The 19,357-nt window shown below is 60.5% G+C and carries 16 protein-coding genes; 2 read left to right on the forward strand and 14 right to left on the reverse strand.

The window, feature by feature from the left end:
* Window position 1: 1 nt before the first annotated feature.
* From VXM67_RS24340 to VXM67_RS24365, 6 genes are all read right to left on the reverse strand, one after another.
* A complete protein-coding gene (locus VXM67_RS24340) occupies window positions 2-658 on the reverse strand; it encodes a formate dehydrogenase subunit gamma (RefSeq protein ID WP_023382610.1) in 657 nt (218 codons plus the stop codon).
* On the reverse strand, window positions 655-1,605 hold the full coding sequence (gene fdxH / locus VXM67_RS24345) for a formate dehydrogenase subunit beta (RefSeq protein ID WP_104883237.1): 951 nt from the start codon (window positions 1,603-1,605) through the stop codon (window positions 655-657). Before fdxH ends, VXM67_RS24340 begins: the two co-directional genes overlap by 4 nt.
* Window positions 1,605-4,673 (reverse strand): formate dehydrogenase-N subunit alpha, encoded by a 3,069-nt coding sequence (gene fdnG, locus VXM67_RS24350; RefSeq protein WP_158664620.1) that lies wholly within the window; start codon window positions 4,671-4,673, stop codon window positions 1,605-1,607. Before fdnG ends, fdxH begins: the two co-directional genes overlap by 1 nt.
* A gap of 405 nt (window positions 4,674-5,078) precedes the next feature.
* Window positions 5,079-5,840 carry an SDR family NAD(P)-dependent oxidoreductase gene (locus tag VXM67_RS24355; protein ID WP_104881184.1) on the reverse strand — a complete coding sequence of 254 codons (762 nt, stop codon included), beginning with the start codon at window positions 5,838-5,840 and terminating at the stop codon, window positions 5,079-5,081.
* Window positions 5,841-5,864: 24 nt separating this feature from the next.
* Window positions 5,865-6,650, reverse strand: coding sequence for a TSUP family transporter (locus tag VXM67_RS24360; RefSeq protein WP_023382615.1), 786 nt, complete (start codon window positions 6,648-6,650; stop codon window positions 5,865-5,867).
* A gap of 30 nt (window positions 6,651-6,680) precedes the next feature.
* Window positions 6,681-7,706: a TauD/TfdA family dioxygenase gene (locus tag VXM67_RS24365; RefSeq protein ID WP_023382616.1), complete on the reverse strand. Its 1,026-nt coding sequence runs from the start codon at window positions 7,704-7,706 to the stop codon at window positions 6,681-6,683.
* A gap of 442 nt (window positions 7,707-8,148) precedes the next feature.
* On the opposite strand from VXM67_RS24365, the gene VXM67_RS24370 reads away from it, so the two are divergent.
* On the forward strand, window positions 8,149-9,540 hold the full coding sequence (locus VXM67_RS24370; RefSeq protein ID WP_027907534.1) for a PLP-dependent aminotransferase family protein: 1,392 nt from the start codon (window positions 8,149-8,151) through the stop codon (window positions 9,538-9,540).
* 119 nt (window positions 9,541-9,659) lie between these two features.
* Here VXM67_RS24370 and VXM67_RS24375 read toward each other — a convergent pair whose 3' ends face one another.
* Both VXM67_RS24375 and VXM67_RS24380 read right to left on the reverse strand, forming a co-directional pair.
* The gene (locus VXM67_RS24375) at window positions 9,660-10,196 is read right to left on the reverse strand and encodes a single-stranded DNA-binding protein (RefSeq protein ID WP_023382618.1); all 537 of its coding nucleotides are present in this window, start codon (window positions 10,194-10,196) and stop codon (window positions 9,660-9,662) included.
* 9 nt (window positions 10,197-10,205) lie between these two features.
* Complete coding sequence (locus tag VXM67_RS24380) at window positions 10,206-11,600, reverse strand: MFS transporter (RefSeq protein ID WP_023382619.1); 1,395 nt, start codon at window positions 11,598-11,600, stop codon at window positions 10,206-10,208.
* 129 nt (window positions 11,601-11,729) lie between these two features.
* On the opposite strand from VXM67_RS24380, the gene uvrA reads away from it, so the two are divergent.
* On the forward strand, window positions 11,730-14,564 hold the full coding sequence (gene uvrA, locus VXM67_RS24385) for an excinuclease ABC subunit UvrA (RefSeq protein WP_023382620.1): 2,835 nt from the start codon (window positions 11,730-11,732) through the stop codon (window positions 14,562-14,564).
* Between the two features lie 56 nt (window positions 14,565-14,620).
* On the opposite strand, the gene bfr is transcribed toward uvrA, so the two are convergent.
* The 6 genes from bfr to rpsK all read right to left on the reverse strand — a co-directional run bounded on the left by bfr (window position 14,621) and on the right by rpsK (window position 19,339).
* Window positions 14,621-15,085 carry a bacterioferritin gene (gene bfr, locus VXM67_RS24390; RefSeq protein ID WP_023382621.1) on the reverse strand — a complete coding sequence of 155 codons (465 nt, stop codon included), beginning with the start codon at window positions 15,083-15,085 and terminating at the stop codon, window positions 14,621-14,623.
* A gap of 163 nt (window positions 15,086-15,248) precedes the next feature.
* Window positions 15,249-16,688 carry a catalase gene (locus VXM67_RS24395; protein ID WP_027907533.1) on the reverse strand — a complete coding sequence of 480 codons (1,440 nt, stop codon included), beginning with the start codon at window positions 16,686-16,688 and terminating at the stop codon, window positions 15,249-15,251.
* 172 nt (window positions 16,689-16,860) lie between these two features.
* Complete coding sequence (gene rplQ / locus VXM67_RS24400) at window positions 16,861-17,247, reverse strand: 50S ribosomal protein L17 (protein ID WP_003255451.1); 387 nt, start codon at window positions 17,245-17,247, stop codon at window positions 16,861-16,863.
* A gap of 42 nt (window positions 17,248-17,289) precedes the next feature.
* Entirely contained in the window at window positions 17,290-18,291 is a 1,002-nt protein-coding gene (rpoA, locus tag VXM67_RS24405) for a DNA-directed RNA polymerase subunit alpha (RefSeq protein ID WP_003255452.1), read from the reverse strand.
* Window positions 18,292-18,313: 22 nt separating this feature from the next.
* Complete coding sequence (gene rpsD, locus VXM67_RS24410; RefSeq protein WP_023382623.1) at window positions 18,314-18,934, reverse strand: 30S ribosomal protein S4; 621 nt, start codon at window positions 18,932-18,934, stop codon at window positions 18,314-18,316.
* 15 nt (window positions 18,935-18,949) lie between these two features.
* The gene (gene rpsK, locus VXM67_RS24415; RefSeq protein ID WP_003255454.1) at window positions 18,950-19,339 is read right to left on the reverse strand and encodes a 30S ribosomal protein S11; all 390 of its coding nucleotides are present in this window, start codon (window positions 19,337-19,339) and stop codon (window positions 18,950-18,952) included.
* Window positions 19,340-19,357: the final 18 nt, after the last annotated feature.

The following is a 19,357-nucleotide window of genomic DNA, read 5'->3' on the forward strand; positions in this document are numbered from 1 at the left end:
GTCATCCTTCTTTACGTCCGTGAGGGGTCGGCGTCTTGTCGCCAGTCACTTCGCGGTACCACAACGCGTGGTGTTTGCGCGCCCAGGCGCGGCTCACCCAACCATGCAACATGGCGCCTACCGAGCCCTTGATCCAGATCCCGGCATAGATGTGCACGATGATGCTGAGAATCAGCACGAAGGCTGCCAAGGCATGTAGCAAGGAGGCAAGACGAATGGCGCCGATGTCGAAGTAATGGCTGAAGTACGCTCGCCAGATCACCACGCCACTGACCAGCAACACCAGCATGCACACCAACAGGGTCCAGAACAGCAGCTTCTGGCCCGCGTTGTACTTGCCGATCGGCGGTACGCCCTCCTCCTTGTTGAGCATCACCCGGTCGATGCGGCGCAACCACAGGCGGTCATTGGCGGTGATGAAGTTGGCACGCCAGAAGCGCAGCACCAGGCCCAGGAAGAACACGAACATCGCTACCCCGATGAACGGATGCAGGATGCGCGTCCATGGGCCGCCACCGAACAGGTGACTCAGCCAGAACAGCGCTGGGTGGAACAGCGCCAGCCCCGACAGTCCAGCGAGCACGAACAGGATCGCCACGACCCAGTGATTGCTCCGCTCGTTGGCGTTGTAGCGCAGGATAGGCTTGTTGTCGTTCATGGCCGCTGCTCCCCCTGCCCGCCGGGCTGTTTAGGATCATAGACATGGACCGACGGGTCCACCTGATGCACGCCATCACCCGGCGGTGCGGGGTGTTCATCCTCCTCGACACGCTGCGGGCCGACCCGCACATAGTGGAAGAATCCAGCCAGCACCGCCGCGCCCATGGCCAGCAGCGCCAGCGGCTTGGTGAAGCCCTTCCACAACCCGACCAGCGGGCTGATCACCGGCTGGTCCGGCAGGCCGGCGTAAAGCTTGGGCGTGTCGGCATGGTGCAACACGTACATGACGTGAGTGCCACCGACACCATCGGGGTCGTACAACCCGGCGTTGTCGTAGCCTCGCGACTTGAGATCGACGATACGCTCGGCGGCATGAACCTTCATCTCGTCCTTGGTCCCGAACACAATCGCCCCGGTTGGGCACGTCTTCACGCAGGCCGGTTCCAGGCCCACGGTCACGCGGTCGGAACACAAGGTGCACTTGTATGCCTTGTGGTCTTTCTGCGAGATCCGCGGAATGTTGAACGGGCAGCCGGTGATGCAGTAGCCGCAACCGATGCAATGGTCCTGGTTGAAGTCGACGATGCCGTTGGCATGCTTGATGATCGCCCCCGGACTCGGACACGCCTTCAGGCAACCCGGGTCTGCGCAATGCATGCAGCCGTCCTTGCGGATCAGCCACTCCAGGTTACCGTCATCGCGCTCGTGCTCGGTGAAGCGCATCAGGGTCCAGGTTTCAGCGCTCAGGTCCTGAGGATTGTCGTAGGTACCATGGTTGTGGCCGACCTCGTCACGCAGCTCGTTCCACTCCGAACACGCCACCTGGCAGGCCTTGCAGCCGATGCACTTGGTGGTGTCGATCAGCTTGGCCACTTCCTGCTGCTGGCGTACCGAAGGCGGTACGGTGGTGGTGGCCGAGCGAGCGATGATGTCTTGGCTGGCCATCAGATTTTCTCCACTTTGACGAGGAACGACTTGGACTCCGGCGTCTGGGTATTGCCGTCACCGAGGAACGGCACCAGCGTGTTGGTCAGGTAGCCGTGCCGAGTAGCCCCGGTGAAGCCCCAGTGCAACGGGATGCCGATCTGGTGCACGGTCTGGTTGTTGACCTTGAGCGGGCGAATCCGCTTGGTCACCACCGCTACCGCTTCGATATGCCCGCGCTTGCTCGACACCCGCACCCGGTCGCCCGCCTTGATGCCCTTCTCATTGGCCAACACCTCGCCGATCTCGACGAACTGCTCGGGTTGGGCAATGGCGTTGAGTCGGCAATGCTTGCTCCAGAAGTGGAAGTGCTCGGTCAGCCGGTAGGTCGTTGCCGCGTAAGGGAACTCGTCGTGCTTGCCCAAGGTGTCCCACACCGAATCGAAGATCCGTCCGGCCGGGTTGCTCGTGGCCTTCTGGTTCTGCGGATGCAGCGGGTTGATGCCAATCGGCGTTTCGAACGGCTCGTAGTGCTCGGGGAACGGCCCCTCGGCCATCTTGTCGATGGCGAAGAACCGCGCCACGCCCTCAGGGTTCATGATGAACGGATTCATCCCCGCCTCCGGTGGCGAGTCGACCTTGAAGTCGGGCACGTCGGTGCCTGTCCAGGCCTTGCCGTTCCACCACACCAGGCGCTTCTTCTCCGGGTCCCACGGTTTGCCTTGTGGGTCGCTGGAGGCCCGGTTGTAGAGGATGCGACGGTTGGCGGGCCAGGCCCATGCCCAGTTCTGTACCTGGTGCATGCCATAGGGGTCGCTGTTGTCGCGGCGGGCCATCTGGTTGCCCTGCTCGGTCCAGCAGCCGGAGAAGATCCAGCAGCCGGAGGCGGTGCTGCCGTCATCCTTGAGCTGACCGAAGCCCGACAGCTGCTGGCCGGCCTTGAGCTGCGCTCCGGTCGGGTCGGTGAGGTCGGTCACTGCCCAGCCGTTCATCTCCTTGGCCAGTTCCTCCGGGGATGGCTCTTCGGGGACCTTGTACGGCCAGTTGATGCTCATCAGCGCGTCCGGGAAAGCACCGCCTTGGGCCTGATACCGCTTGCGCAGGCGCAGGAACAGTTCGCTCATGATGTGCACATCGGTGCGTGTTTCGCCCGGGCCATCGGCGCCTTTCCAGTGCCACTGCAACCAACGACTGCTGTTGACCAGCGAACCATCTTCCTCGGCGAAACAGGTGGTGGGCAGGCGGATGACTTCGGTCTGGATGTTGGCCGTGTCGACATCGTTGAACGGCCCGGCGTTGCGCCAGAACTCCGAGGTTTCGGTGGCCAGCGGGTCCATGATCACCAGCCACTTGAGCTTGGCCAAGGCCGCAGTGACGCGGTTCTTGTCCGGCAACGCGGCAATAGGGTTGAAGCCCTGGCACATGTAGCCGTTGACCTTGCCCTGCCCCATCATCTCGAACATGCGCAGCACGTCGTAGGCTGGTACGTCGAGCTTGGGTAGCCAGTCGTAGCCCCAATTGTTCTGCGCAGTTGCATTGGCGCCGAACCAGGCCTTCATCAAGCTGACATGGAACTTGCCGTAGTTCTGCCAGTATGACAGCTGGCCGGGGCGCAACGGTTTGGAGGCGCGCTTGTCGATGTAGGCGGCGTAGTCCTGCTCGGCGTCACCAGGCAAGGTCAGGTAACCCGGCAGCGAGTTCGACAGCAGGCCAAGGTCGGTCAGACCCTGGATGTTGGAATGCCCGCGCAGGGCATTGACCCCGCCCCCCGGCATGCCAACGTTGCCCAGCAGCAACTGCACCATCGCGGCGCTGCGGATGATCTGCGCACCGATCGAGTGTTGCGTCCAGCCCAGCGCGTAGAGGATCGTCATGGTCTTGCCCGGTACCGAGCAGGTGGCGATCTCCTCCCAGATTTTCATCATGGCGTCCTGCGGCATGCCACAGGTCATGCTCGCCACTTCCGGTGTGTAGCGGCTGTAGTGCTGCTTCATCAGTTGATAGACGCATCGCGGGTGCTGGAGCGTCGGGTCGACCTTGGCGAAGCCATCTTCACCCAGCTCGTATCCCCAGCCGGATTTGTCGGCATACACACGCTTGGCCGCATCGTAGCCGCTGAACAGCCCGTCCTCGAAACCATAGTTTTCTTTGACGATGAACGACACGTCGGTGTAGTTGCGCACGTATTCGTGCTGGATCTTGTCGTTGCTCAGCAGGTAATTGATCAGCCCGCCCATGAAGGCGATATCACTGCCGGTGCGTATCGGCGCGTAGTAGTCCGCCACCGAGGCGGTACGGGTAAACCGCGGGTCGACCACGATCAGCCGCGCCTTGTTGTGCGCCTTGGCCTCGGTCACCCACTTGAAGCCGCAAGGATGCGCTTCTGCTGCGTTGCCACCCATCACCAGGACCAGATTCGCGTTGGCGATATCTGACCAATGGTTGGTCATGGCGCCACGGCCGTACGTCGGGGCAAGACTTGCCACCGTCGGGCCATGTCAGACACGCGCCTGGTTATCGAACCCCAGCATGCCTGTTGCGCGGATGACCTTGTGGGTCAGGTAGCCAGCCTCGCTGGAGGCGGCGGATGCAGCGAGAAAACCAGTGGTGAGCCAACGGTTGACCGTCTGACCCTGGGCGTTTTTCTCGATGAAGTTGGCGTCGCGGTCCTGCTTCATCAGGTCCGCGATGCGGTCGAGCGCATCATCCCAACTGACCCGTACCCACTCCTTGCTGCCCGGCTTGCGCACCTCAGGGTACTGCAGGCGACTGGCGCTGTGGATGAAGTCCAGCAGGCCAGCGCCTTTCGGGCATAGGGTGCCGCGGTTGACCGGGTGATCGGCGTCGCCTTCGATATGGATGATGTTCTGTTTGACGTTCTTGCCCGCATCACCCTGGCTGTACATGATCAGGCCGCAGCCGACCGAACAGTAGGGGCAGGTGTTACGCGTCTCGTGGGTGTGCGCCAGCTTGAAGTGGCGCACCTGCTCGGCGAAGGCTGGCGTCGGGGTCATGCCCAACGCCGCCAGGCTCGAGCCTCCAAGGCCGACGGCGGCGACCTTGAAGAACTGCCGACGGTTGAGGTCCATCGTGTACTCCTGATCAGGTGTGAGCGCGCGGGACTTGGCCGGCGCCTCTGGTAGTCACGGTGGTGGCAAATAGATGCCGCCAACCGTTAAGACTAGACAAGATTCATGGAAGTGCGATGACGTGGGTCATGGGGGGAGTCGTTGGGTATGTCTTGGGCTATTCAGTGCACATGAGATCGAGCGCCGACCGCCCGCGCATCGCATCGCATCGCATCGCATCGCGAGCAAGGCTCGCTCCTACGTTCGTTTTGGGCCAGTTATGCCAGTGCGATCTGCACGTTACCGCCGTACGCCACAGACGAAATTGGCTGAGAAAAAGGGAGCGAAGCGCCGCGCGGGCGGCGCTCGTTCTGATGGGCGCTGACGATCCGGTGGCAAGCACCATGGAGGTGGGATGCAGGCTTTTCAGCACTCTGGCAGGTTGCGCACCACGTTCAGCGCCGCACTGCTCTGCGCAACCGGCATCATTTCTACGGTATTGATGTTCACATGGGCCGGTTGCTCGGCGATCCAGGCAACGGTGGCAGCAATGTCTTCGGGCAGAATTGCCTGCACGTCGCGATACAGCGCCTCCACCGCGGCCAAGTCACCGTTCAGGCGCACCACCGAGAAGTCGGTACCCGAACACAGCCCAGGTTCGATGTTGCTGACGCGCACGCGGGTGCCTGCCAGATCGGCGCGCAGGTTCAAGCTGAACTGGCGGACGAAAGCCTTGCTGGCACCGTACACGTTGCCACCGGGGTAGGGATAAGTACCCGCAATCGAGCCGATGTTGATGATCATACCGCTGTCGGCCTTCACCATCTGCGGCAGCACGGCATGGGTAACCATGGCCAACCCGGTGACATTGGTGTCGATCATGCGCTGCCAGTTCTCGGCACTGCTGACCTGGGCACGCTCGATGCCCAGCGCCAGCCCGGCGTTATTGACCAGCACATCGATGCTGGGCGCCGCCTCGTTGATCTGTTCTACCGCAGAAGCAATCGACCGGGCATCGGTGACATCCAACGTCAGCGGGATGAAATTGTCGCCCAGTTCCGCTTCCAGCTCCTGCAGTTTGTCGGTGCGCCGGGCGCCACCGATGACGCGGTAGCCCTTCTTGACCAGGGTTTGGCAGATGGCACGGCCAAACCCAGAGGATGCGCCGGTTACAAATGCTGTTTTCATCAGGGATCTCCAGAAGTCAGGGGGTCAGGCCAGGTATTTCACGCCCAGGCTGGTGAACAGGCACAGCATCGAGAAAACGAGGGCCTTGCGTACCACCTCGTTGCCTTTACGGATGGCCAGGGCGCTGCCCATGTGGTTGCCGAGGATGTTGCAGGCCACCAGGGGCACGGCCAGGAGATAGACCACCTTGCCCGCCATCACGAAAGCCACCAGTGCACCGATGTTGGAGGCAAAGTTGAAGGTCTTGGAGTTGGCCGAGCTGGATACCAGGTCCATGCGCAACAGGTAATGGAACGCGATGATGAACATGCTGCCGGTACCTGGTCCGAAGAAGCCGTCGTAGAAGCCGATCACCAGGCAGGTCAGTGGCACCACCGTGTAGAGCATGCGCGTCGACAGCTCGCGTTCTTCGACAGGTCGATCTTTAGGGGTAAGGAAGATCAGGATGCCGAAAGGGATCAGTGCGAGGATGATCTTGCCCACAGTCTCCTGGGAGATCGACACGATCAGGTGGGCCCCTAGATAAGCACCGAGCAGCGAGAACGGTACACCGACCAACGCCACCTGCCAGACCATCTTGCTGTTGGCCAGGAAGTTTCTGATGGCCGCCAGGGTTCCCAGCGTACTCACCAGCTTCTCCTGGCCCAGGGCGACCTGGGGCGGCATGCCGACCAGCAGAAACCCTGGGACCAGAAACAGCCCACCGCCCCCAGCGATGCTATCCACGAAGCCAGCGATGAAGGCGATTGCGCCCAGCAGCAAAATCGCCAACAGCCAATGTTCCGCCCAGAAGGCGCCTAACAGTTCCATAGCAGTGTGTCCGTCGAGTGGTGGAGAGGGTTACGAGAGAACTTCGTAGAGGTGGTCGGCCCGGGCCAGGCGAACCCGGTTCAGGTCATTGACCGCGAACAGTCGCAACAACCAGCGGTCGGCGCCGTCGTTCTGTGGCTCGAAGCCATCACGGGCATGCAGCACGCGCTGGTTCTTGAAGATCATGAAGTCGCCTGGCAGTAACAGGTGCGGCTCATCGAAGCGGCGGGTTTCCAACAGACTGCGCAAACTGGCCAACGCTTGTTCGGCACGCAGGTTCAGGCCATGGGTATTCTCGCTGTCGAAGCGGCACAACCACTCGCCGGATTGACCGCGTACCAGCACCGGCAGCTCGGCCGTGCGACGGCGGTTACCCGTGAAGGAGTCCGGACGGCGAATCTCGAACTGCGGCAGGCACAGTTCTCGCACCGTGGCCATTGGCAGGGCTGCGATCACGGCATCGAGGTTGACCAGGGTGGTGCTGATGCGCGGGTCACAGCGCATACCGAAGAACGACAGGTACTCCGGGCAGCAGGACGCCTCGCCGATGGGCTCGGAGGACAATGGCAGGTCAGGGTTGTCGACGTGATAGGAAAAACGCAGTCGGGAGCCATGCGAGCTCTTGTGACTGGAGGAACTACGCGCCGGGATGACATGGCGGAACAGCCGGCCGTCGTTCTCGCCTTCGTAAACGATCGGGTGGATGCCCATCAGGCTCTGCATGGTCAGGCTGACCAGGCAGGCAACCGGCGTGCTGCGCGGGCTGAGTACGCCGGAATACGGCGTTGGCGGCACATCGCGGTCACGGGGGCAGTTGCGCACGATCAGGGAGGTCAGGTCAGGGTTTTCGACGAAGTGATGAATCTGCTGACACAGCGCCTTGCCCAGCACTTCCTGCGCCTGGTCCTTGAGTTGTGGATAAAGGTCTTTGCTGGTCTCGAAGTCGAGCGGCGTGTTGTTCAGCAAGGTTTGCCAGGCACTGGAGACGACCCAGGGCAAGCGAATCTCCAGTGAGGCCTGAGTTTCGGCTGCTTGTTGCAGGTGTGCGCTTTCCATTTCGAGTGATATTCCATTGAACTAGCTTGGGGCCATTCGTTGTCGTGCTAAGCCGGGCAGAGGCGGCAGACGTCGTTATTTTTTGAAGCCGTTCACAACAATGCGATGACAGGGCGTACGTCCGAGCGGCGCAGGCACATTGCATCGACTCAATCATTGTAATAACGGGAAATGACTCGATTCAATTAAATTTTTACAATGATTACGCACAAAATTGCACCGACTCAATCAAGCCATTGATTTCAAAAGATTTCAACATGGGCTGGCGAAGAGACGGCACCCTACCACCCGCCTTGGACCGGCGAGAACGCGCCTTCGTATCGACCGATCACAGAGCAGAACCGATGCAATAGAGGTAATTAACCCGTAGGAAATTGCAATTACCTCTATAAGACCATTCGTGCTAGGCTTCCGCGTTCTCGCAGATTCTGGTGCCATTTCTATGTGGGTTCCTCACTACAGCGACCTGTCGCAACCGGTCTACCTGATGATCGCCGACGCCCTCGAACAGGACATCGGCAGCGGTCGTCTTGCAGCTGGCGATCGCTTGCCAACACTCAAGGACCTGGCCGAGGCGTTGAGCGTGACCCCTGGCACCATCGGCCGGGCTTACGACGAAGCTGCCAAGCGCGGCCTGGTGGTTGGCGAGGTCGGCCGTGGCACCTTCGTGTTGCAGCGACAGTCCGCGACACCCACGCCTGCGCTACAGACGGTGCCTGCAGCGCAGAAAGGCGACAGCAGCCAGGTCGACCTCTCGATCATCAAACCCAACGACGCGCACATGGCCGACTGGCTGCGCGGCGCGATCAATGCGCTGGCCGACGCCCCCGATCTTGCGCAAGTGCTGGACTACGTCACCGAAGGTGGCCATGCGACGCACAAGCAAGCGGGTGCCGCCTGGATCCAGCGCTGGTTGCCCGAGGCCCGCTGGCAGCAGGTGGTGCTGACCTCTGGCGCGCAGCATGGCCTGCTGGTAGCCATCAGCAGCCTGTCGAAAAGCGACGATGTGATTCTGTGCGAGTCGTTCTGCTACCCCGGCATCATTTCGCTTGCGCACAGCATGGGTCGCCGTCTGCGCGGTGTGGCGATGGACGAGCACGGCCTCATTCCGGAGGCGCTTCGTGCGGCCTGTCGCGAGCATCGCCCTGCCCTGCTGGTTTGCGTGGCGACCCACCAGAACCCGACCAACTCGATCATGCCCCGCGAGCGACGCGAAGCTATCGCTCAGATCGCGCGTGAATTCGACCTGTTCATCATCGATGACGACATCTACGGGTTTCTTGAACCGAACCCCGAGTACGAACCACTGGCCGCCTATGCGCCCGAGCGTTCGGTGTACCTGACCAGCCTGTCCAAGAGCGTGCTGCCGGCGCTGCGCATCGGCTACCTGTATGCCCCGCCGCAGACGCTGTCGCGGCTGTCGTCGATGGTGCGCAGCAGCGTCTGGATGCCTTCGCCACTGATGGCCCAGCTGGCCAGCAACCTGATCAACAGCGGCAAGGCCGATCAGTTGATCCAGGTCCAGCAGAGCGAAGCCGCGGCGCGACAGCAGATGGCACGGGAAATCCTCGGCCAGTACAACATTCGCAGCCAGCCCAACAGCTTCCACATCTGGCTGGAATTGCCCGAGCCCTGGACCAGCGACGAGTTCGCCAACCTGGCGCGCAACAATGGGGTGACGGTTGTCAGTGGCAGCCAGTTCCTGCCAGAGCGGACCTCCGCCACCTGCGGCGTGCGCATCGCCTTGATGACACCCAGCCGCCAGGAACTGAGCTTCGCCTTGACCAAGCTGGCCAGCCTGCTGGATTCGCCGGAGCCGCGGCTGTTCTACTGAACCTTCACGGTTCAGGGCGTTCATGCGCGGCCCGGGTTGCTTCAATACAAAACACCACACCTATAAAAAACCCCCGCATCGCGGGGGTTTTACGATCAGCTCAACGCTGCAGCAATTCCTTAGAACGGAATATCGTCGTCGAAGCTATCGAAGTCGGCGGCTGGCTGTGGAGCTGGCTGCTGCGGCGCGGGACGCTGTGGTGCCTGTTGCGGACGTGGGGCCTGCTGGCGCGGTGCCTGGTTGTACTGCTGCTGGCCACCGTAGTTGCCGCCACCCTGGTTGTAGGGGTCGCCGCCCTGTTGCTGGTTCTGCGGACGGCCGCCGAGCAGCTGCATGGTGCCCTGCATGTCGACGATGATTTCGGTGGTGTAGCGCTTGATGCCGTCTTTTTCCCACTCGCGAGTCTGCAGCTTGCCCTCGATGTAGACTTGGGAACCCTTGCGCAGGTATTCACCAGCAATTTCGGCAACCTTGCCGAACAGCGACACACGGTGCCACTCGGTACGCTCGACCTTCTGACCGGACTGCTTGTCGGTCCACTGCTCACTGGTAGCCAGGCTCAGGTTGGTCACGGCGTTACCGTTGGGCAGGTAGCGGACTTCGGGATCCTGACCGCAGGTGCCGACCAGAATGACTTTGTTAACCCCACGGGCCATAACGTTCTCCTAGGCTTCGCACGCCGAAGAGGCTGGATTCACCAGACGCTCCAGGGTCGCACGGTCCAAAATTTTCGTATCCAGTTTGATATAGATGGCGGCCTCGTCTGCCACCACCACGGCGTCGGTTACACCCGGCACGGCCATCAGACGCTCGGTCAGTCCGGCTTCACGGACGGCCTCGGGCGACAGCGGCATGCGCAGGCTGGTCACATAGGGCGGCTCGTTCATACGCAAGGCAACGACCAACCAAATGGCGCAGAGCCCTGCACAACCGAGGAACACCATGCTCAGCCCACCGTGCTGGAACAACCAGCCACCGATGATTCCTCCCAGAGCAGCGCCGAGGAACTGGCTGGTGGAATATACCCCCATCGCCGTCCCTTTGCCGCCAGCGGGCGACACCTTGCTCACCAACGAAGGCAACGACGCCTCCAGCAAGTTGAATGCGGTAAAGAATACCACGGTGCCGATCACCAGTCCGCGCAAGTTGTCAGCCCATTCCCAGAAGAACACCTCGACTAGCAGCAGCACAGCGACCGCACCAACCAAAACGCGCTTCATCTTGCGCTTCTTTTCGCCGTAGATGATGAACGGGACCATTGCAAAAAATGAGATGAACAACGCGGTCAGGTACACCCACCAGTGCTCTTCCTTGGGCAGCCCGCCACGCTCGACGAACGCCAACGGCAGCGCCACGAAGCTGGCCATGAGGATGGCATGAAGGATGAAAATGCCCGCGTCCAGGCGCAGAAGGTCCGGATGGCGCAGGGTCGGGCCGAGGGCCTGGCGCGCCACACCTGACTCTCGGTGCTGCAAGGTGCTGTGGGTATTAGGCACCAGGAAGGCGATCAGCGCGATACCGACCAGCGCCAACGCTGCGGTGGCGAGGAATAATCCTGACAAGCCGAAGGCACGTGTCAGCAAGGGGCCGACGACCATGGCTACAGCGAACGACAGGCCGATGCTCATGCCGATCATGGCCATGGCCTTGGTACGGTGCTGCTCGCGTGTCAGGTCTGACAGCAACGCCATGACCGCTGCGGAAATCGCCCCTGCGCCTTGCAGGATGCGACCGGCGATCACGCCCCAGATCGAGTCGGCCTGGGCCGCCAGCACACTGCCCAGGGCGAAGATGACCAAGCCCAGGTAGATCACCGGGCGACGGCCGATGCGGTCGGAAATCACCCCGAACGGGATCTGCAGCACCGCTTGGGTCAATCCATAGGCACCGATGGCCAGGCCAATCAGCGCGGGGGTAGCGCCGGCAAGGTCCATGCCGTAGGTGGCCAGCACGGGCAAGACCATGAACATGCCCAGCATACGAAAGGCAAAGACCAGAGCCAGGCCGCCTGCGGCGCGGGTTTCGCTGCCACTCATGCGTTCGTTGTGGGTGTCGTGCATGGTTTAACCTCGTATGAACCGGCGGCGATTCTACCAGTCCGACAGCTTGACGGCATCTACGCGACGCTTTGCCGCGTACTGGCAGCGCGCCGTATACTTCCTTGTTTATGCCCGCAGAGCGAGGCCGCAGTGGACAAGATCCTGATTCGTGGGGCACGTACCCACAACCTGAAGAACATCGACCTGACCCTGCCCCGGGACAAGCTGATCGTGATCACCGGCCTGTCCGGCTCCGGTAAGTCATCCCTGGCGTTCGACACCCTGTACGCCGAAGGCCAGCGCCGCTACGTCGAGTCGCTCTCGGCCTATGCCCGACAGTTCCTGTCGATGATGGAAAAACCCGACGTCGACACCATCGAGGGGCTGTCGCCGGCCATTTCCATCGAACAGAAATCGACGTCGCACAACCCACGCTCGACCGTCGGCACCATTACCGAGATCTACGACTACCTGCGCCTGCTCTATGCCCGTGTCGGTACGCCGCGTTGCCCTGACCACGACATTCCGCTGGAAGCGCAGACCATCAGCCAAATGGTCGACCTGGTGCTTGCCCAACCCGAGGGCAGCAAACTCATGCTGCTGGCCCCGGTGATCCGCGAGCGCAAGGGCGAGCACCTGGCTGTGTTCGACGAACTTCGCGCCCAGGGCTTCGTCCGTGCACGGGTCAATGGCAAGCTCTACGAGCTCGACGAACTGCCCAAGCTGGACAAGCAGAAGAAGCACAGCATCGATGTAGTGGTAGACCGTTTCAAAGTGCGTGCCGATTTGCAGCAGCGCCTGGCCGAGTCGTTCGAGACAGCCCTGAAACTGGCGGACGGCATTGCCCTGGTGGCGCCGATGGACGACGAGGCCGGCGAAGAGATGATCTTCTCCGCACGCTTCGCCTGCCCTATCTGCGGTCATGCGATCAGCGAGCTGGAACCGAAGCTGTTCTCCTTCAACAATCCCGCTGGCGCCTGCCCGACGTGCGACGGTCTGGGCGTAAAGCAGTTCTTCGACACCAAGCGCCTTGTCAATGCCGAGCTGACGCTGGCCGAAGGGGCGATCCGCGGCTGGGACCGGCGCAACGTCTATTACTTCCAGATGCTCGGCTCGCTGGCCGCGCACTATGGCTTCAGCCTCGAAGCGCCTTTCGAGCAGCTCTCTGCGGAACACCAGAAGGTCATTCTTCAGGGCAGTGGCAAGCAGAGCGTCGACTTCAAGTACCTCAACGACCGCGGGGACATCGTCAAGCGTTCGCACCCGTTCGAGGGCATCGTGCCGAACCTGGAGCGGCGCTACCGTGAGACCGAGTCGGCCACCGTGCGCGAAGAACTGGCCAAATTCCTCGGCACGCAGCCCTGCCCGGACTGCCGTGGTACGCGTTTGCGCCGTGAAGCCCGCCATGTTTGGGTCGGGGAGAAGACCCTACCAGCAGTGACCAACCTGCCGATCGGCGAAGCCAGCGATTACTTCGGCGCATTGACCCTGACCGGTCGGCGCGGTGAAATCGCCGCGAAAATCCTCAAGGAAATCTGTGAACGCCTGCAGTTTCTGGTCAACGTCGGCCTCGACTACCTGACACTGGACCGCAGCGCCGAGACCTTGTCCGGCGGCGAAGCCCAGCGTATCCGCCTGGCAAGCCAGATCGGCGCAGGCTTGGTGGGGGTGATGTACATCCTCGATGAACCGTCCATCGGACTTCATCAACGCGACAACGATCGCTTGCTGGCCACCCTCAACCACCTGCGGGACCTGGGCAATACGGTGATCGTCGTCGAACACGACGAGGATGCCATTCGCCTGGCCGACTATGTCGTCGACATCGGCCCCGGGGCGGGCGTGCATGGCGGCCGGATCGTCGCCGAGGGTACACCACAGGAAGTGATGGCTCACCCTGACTCGCTCACCGGTAAGTACCTGTCCGGTCGCAAGAAGATCGTGGTGCCGGCCAAACGCACGCCGCGCAACAAGAAGCTGCAACTCAAACTCAAGGGTGCGCGAGGCAATAACCTGCAGAACGTCGATCTGGAGGTGCCGATCGGTCTGCTGACCTGCGTGACCGGTGTCTCCGGCTCGGGCAAGTCGACCCTGATCAACAACACCCTGTTCCCCCTGGCCGCCACCGCCCTCAATGGCGCAAGCAGCCTGGAGGCTGCCGCCCACACCAGCATCGATGGCCTGCAGCACCTGGATAAAGTGGTCGATATCGACCAGAGCCCGATTGGCCGTACACCACGCTCGAACCCAGCCACCTATACCGGCATCTTCACTCCGATCCGCGAGCTGTTCGCGGGCGTGCCGGAATCGCGATCCCGCGGTTACGGACCGGGGCGCTTCTCGTTCAACGTCAAAGGTGGCCGTTGCGAAGCGTGCCAGGGCGATGGCCTGATCAAGGTCGAAATGCACTTCCTGCCGGATATCTACGTTCCGTGCGATGTCTGCAAGAGCAAGCGCTATAACCGTGAGACGCTTGAGATCAAGTACAAGGGCAAGAACATCCACGAAGTACTGGAAATGACCATCGAGGATGCCCGCGAGTTCTTCGACGCCGTCCCCGCGCTGGCGCGCAAGCTTCAGACCCTGATGGATGTCGGGCTTTCGTACATCAAGCTGGGGCAGTCGGCGACCACGTTGTCCGGTGGTGAGGCGCAACGGGTGAAGCTGTCGCGCGAGCTGTCCAAGCGCGACACGGGCAAAACGCTGTATATCCTCGATGAGCCGACCACCGGCCTGCACTTCGCCGACATCCAGCAGCTGCTGGACGTACTGCATCGCCTGCGCGACCACGGCAACACCGTAGTGGTGATCGAGCACAACCTGGACGTGATCAAGACAGCCGACTGGCTGGTGGATCTGGGGCCTGAGGGTGGCTCCAAGGGTGGCCAGATCATCGCCTGTGGTACACCGGAAGAACTGAGCAACACCAAACAGTCCTATACCGGGCATTACCTCAAACCGTTGCTGGAGCGGGACCGGGCATAAACAAAAAGCCCCTGGCAGTTGATTGCCAGGGGCTTTGGGTATCAGGGTGGCCGGCGTTACATCTGCGACTGCAGGTAGTTCTCCAGGCCTATCGCCTTGATCAGGCCCTGCTGCTTCTCCAGCCAGTAGGTGTGATCTTCCTCGGTGTCGGCCAACTGCGCACGCAGGATATCGCGGCTGACGTAATCCTTGTGCAGCTCGCAAAGCTCGATGCCTTTGCACAGTGCAGCCCGTACCTTGTACTCGAGCTTCAGATCCGCTTCGATCATCTCCGGCACGGTTGTACCCACTTCGAGGTCATCCGCGCGCATGTCTGGCGTACCTTCGAGCATGAGAATTCGACGCATCAGGGCATCGGCGTGCTGCGTCTCTTCTTCCATCTCATGGTTGATTCGCTCGTAGAGCTTGGACAGGCCCCAGTCTTCGTACATACGCGAGTGGATGAAGTACTGGTCGCGCGCCGCCAGTTCGCCCTTCAGCAATGTAACGAGGTAGTTGATAACATCCGGGTGACCTTGCATCGCCCTGTTTCTCCATGTGAAAACGTCTATGCCACATAGTGTGAACCAGCTTTCGCGCGCGGTCACTGAAAAACGCGCAATTAGAAGTAAAAAATCGGCTAAACAGTAGTGATATTCATTGAAAAACCGCCCAATTGAGGGCGGTTCTTCTTATCACTTCGACTTAGGCGAGGTTTACGCCCAACGCCTTGGCTATCCCTTCTGCGTAGGCCGGGTCAGCCTTGAAGAAGTGCTGCAGCTGCCGCTGAACCACCTCTTCGCTGACACCGGCCATGGCGCCGGCGATGTTGCGGAAAAGAAGTGCCTTTTGCTGCTCATTCATCAAGCGGAACAACGCACCGGCATGACTGTAGTAGTCATTGTCCTCACGGTGATCGTAACGATCCGCGGCACCACTCAAGGGCAACGCGGGCTCGGCGTGACGTGCCGACTGCTTGGGCGCGTCCGCGTAGCTGTTCGGCTCATAGTTCGGCGCACTGCCATAGCTACCGTTAGCCATCGAGCCATCGCGCTGGTAGCTGTGCATCGGACAGCGCGGCGCGTTAACCGGCAACTGCTGATGGTTGGTCCCGACGCGGTAGCGGTGGGCGTCTGCATAGGCGAACACGCGGCCTTGCAGCATGCGGTCGGGCGAGAGGCCAACGCCAGGCACCATGTTGCTCGGGCCGAACGTGGCTTGCTCGACTTCGGCAAAGTAGTTCAACGGGTTACGGTTGAGCTCCAGAACGCCCACCTCGATCAGCGGAAAATCTTTCTGCGACCAGGTTTTCGTGACATCGAACGGATTCTCGCCACGTCCGGCTGCCTCGGCTTCGCTCATCACCTGGATGCAGACAGTCCAGCGCGGGTAATCGCCGCGTGCAATGGCCTCGAACAGGTCACGCTGCGCGTAATCCGGGTCAGTACCTGCCAAACGCGCGGCTTCGGAAGGTTCCAGATTCTTGATGCCCTGCTGGGTCTTGAAGTGCCATTTGACCCAGGTGCGCTCACCTTGGGCATTGACCAGGCTGTAGGTGTGGCTGCCGAACCCGTGCATGTGGCGATAGCCATCCGGAATTCCGCGGTCAGAGAACAGAATGGTGACCTGGTGCAGCGCTTCGGGCGAGTGCGACCAGAAATCCCACATCATCTGGGCATTTTTCAGGTTGGTCTGCGGATGGCGCTTCTGGGTGTGGATAAAGTCAGGGAACTTCAACGGATCGCGGATGAAGAATACCGGCGTGTTGTTGCCAACGATGTCCCAGTTGCCTTCTTCGGTATAGAACTTGACGGCAAAACCGCGCGGGTCGCGCTCGGTGTCGGCCGAGCCACGCTCACCCCCAACAGTAGAGAAGCGCAGGAAGGTCTCCGTTTGCTTGCCGACCTCCGAGAACAGTTTTGCATGGGTGTAATGGGTGATGTCGCGGGTGACCGTGAAGGTACCGTAAGCACCCGAGCCCTTGGCGTGTACACGACGCTCGGGGATGTTCTCACGGTTGAAATGGGCGAGTTTCTCCACCAGGTGGAAATCATCGAGCAGCAGCGGGCCGCGCGGGCCTGCAGAACGGGAATTCTGGTTATCGGCTACGGGTGCACCGCTGGCGGTGGTGAGAATCTTGCTCATGGGCTCTCCTTATGGGGTCTTGATGTGCCGACCAAACGGCTTGAGGAGAGTATTGGCGAACGAGGTTACAAGAACAAATTCATTGAATGACTAACATCAATAGATAATTACAATACATGTAAAGACAAAAAACCGGGCACTAGGCCCGGTTCTTTGTAGCAGACAGAACGTCTTACTCAGCAGCTTCTACAGCACCGCCGACCGGACGATCAACCAGCTCGACGTACGCCATAGGGGCGTTGTCGCCAGCGCGGAAACCGCACTTCAGGATGCGCAGGTAGCCGCCCTGACGGGTGGCGTAACGCTTGCCCAGGTCGTTGAACAGTTTGCCAACAGCGGACTTCGAACGGGTACGGTCGAAGGCCAGACGACGGTTAGCAACGCTGTCTTCCTTGGCCAGGGTGATCAGCGGCTCGGCAACGCGGCGCAGTTCCTTGGCTTTCGGCAGGGTGGTTTTGATCAGCTCGTGCTCGATCAGCGACACAGCCATGTTCTGGAACATAGCTTTGCGGTGAGAGCTGGTACGGCTCAGGTGACGTCCACTTTTACGATGACGCATGATTCATTCCTTACCAAACACTACGTTCGGTGATTACGACGATCAGGCGGTCGCCTTGTCGTCTTTCTTAAGACTTGCAGGCGGCCAGTTGTCGAGGCGCATGCCGAGAGACAGACCACGAGAGGCCAGCACGTCCTTGATTTCAGTCAGGGACTTCTTGCCCAGGTTAGGAGTCTTCAACAGCTCTACTTCGGTACGCTGAATCAGGTCGCCGATGTAGTAGATGTTCTCCGCCTTGAGGCAGTTGGCCGAACGTACAGTCAGTTCCAGGTCGTCAACCGGACGCAGCAGGATCGGATCGATCTCGTCTTCCTGCTCGACTACGACAGGCTCGCTGTCACCTTTGAGGTCGACGAACGCGGCCAGCTGCTGTTGCAGGATGGTCGCAGCGCGGCGGATAGCCTCTTCAGGATCCAGGGTGCCGTTGGTTTCCAGATCAATGACCAGCTTGTCCAGGTTGGTACGCTGTTCAACACGGGCGTTCTCGACCACGTAGGCGATACGACGCACCGGGCTGAACGAAGCGTCCAGCTGGAGACGGCCAATGCTGCGGCTTTCGTCTTCGTCAGTTTGACGAGAGTCGGCCGGCTCGTAACCGCGACCACGAGCTACAGTGAGCTTCATGTTCAGGGCGCCGTTGGACGCCAGGTTCGCGATTACGTGATCGGGGTTGACGATCTCGACATCGTGATCCAGCTGAATATCGGCAGCGGTAACCACCCCCGAACCCTTTTTCGACAAGGTCAGCGTAACTTCGTCACGACCGTGCAGCTTGATAGCCAGACCTTTCAGGTTCAACAGGATTTCAATTACGTCTTCCTGTACACCTTCGATCGCGGAGTACTCGTGGAGTACGCCATCGATCTCGGCCTCGACTACTGCACAGCCAGGCATGGAGGACAACAGGATGCGGCGCAGCGCGTTGCCCAGGGTATGGCCGAAACCACGCTCGAGAGGCTCGAGCGTAATCTTGGCGCGGGTTGGACTGACTACCTGCACGTCAATGTGACGGGGAGTCAGGAACTCATTTACCGAAATCTGCATGGATGCACCTATTTTCTAGCCCTTACTTGGAGTAGAGCTCGACAATCAGGTTTTCGTTGATGTCGGCAGACAGGTCGCTGCGAGCAGGAACGTTCTTGAAAACGCCCGACTTTTTAGCAGCATCTACGTCTACCCACTCAACGCGGCCACGCTGGGCGCACAGTTCAAGGGCTTGAACAATGCGCAGCTGGTTCGACGACTTCTCGCGAACCGCGACCACGTCACCCGGACGAACTTGGTAGGATGGAATGTTTACAGTCTTACCGTTGACGCTGATCGCTTTGTGCGAAACCAGCTGACGGGACTCGGAACGAGTCGAGCCGAAGCCCATACGGTAGACGACGTTATCCAGACGGCACTCGAGCAGTTGCAGCAGGTTCTCACCAGTTGCGCCTTTTTTCGAGGCAGCAGCTTGGTAGTAACCGCGGAACTGACGCTCCAGAACACCGTAGATACGACGGACTTTTTGTTTCTCGCGCAGCTGGGTACCGTAGTCGGACTGACGGCCACGGCGCTGGCCGTGGATACCTGGGGCTGCTTCGATGTTGCACTTCGATTCCAGAGCGCGAACGCCGCTCTTCAGGAACAGGTCAGTGCCTTCACGGCGAGACAGTTTGCATTTTGGACCAATGTAACGTGCCATTTATCTGTCTCCTGATTACACGCGACGCTTCTTCGGCGGACGGCACCCGTTGTGCGGGATAGGCGTCACGTCGGTGATGCTGGCGATCTTGTAGCCGCAGCTGTTCAGTGCACGAACGGCGGACTCACGACCTGGACCTGGACCCTTGACGTTAACGTCGAGGTTCTTCAGACCATATTCCAGCGCAGCTTGACCAGCACGTTCAGCAGCGATCTGAGCTGCGAACGGGGTGGATTTGCGCGAACCACGGAAACCCGAACCACCGGAGGTAGCCCAGGACAACGCGTTGCCCTGACGGTCGGTGATGGTCACGATGGTGTTGTTGAAAGACGCATGGATGTGGGCGATGCCATCAACCACTGTCTTTTTGACTTTCTTACGAGGACGAGCAGCAGGTTTTGCCATGTCTATATTCCTGGGCGA

The sequence above is a fragment of the Pseudomonas sp. Rh2 genome, assembly GCF_040762985.1.
In the GTDB taxonomy this organism is placed as follows: Bacteria; Pseudomonadota; Gammaproteobacteria; order Pseudomonadales; family Pseudomonadaceae; genus Aquipseudomonas; species Aquipseudomonas taiwanensis.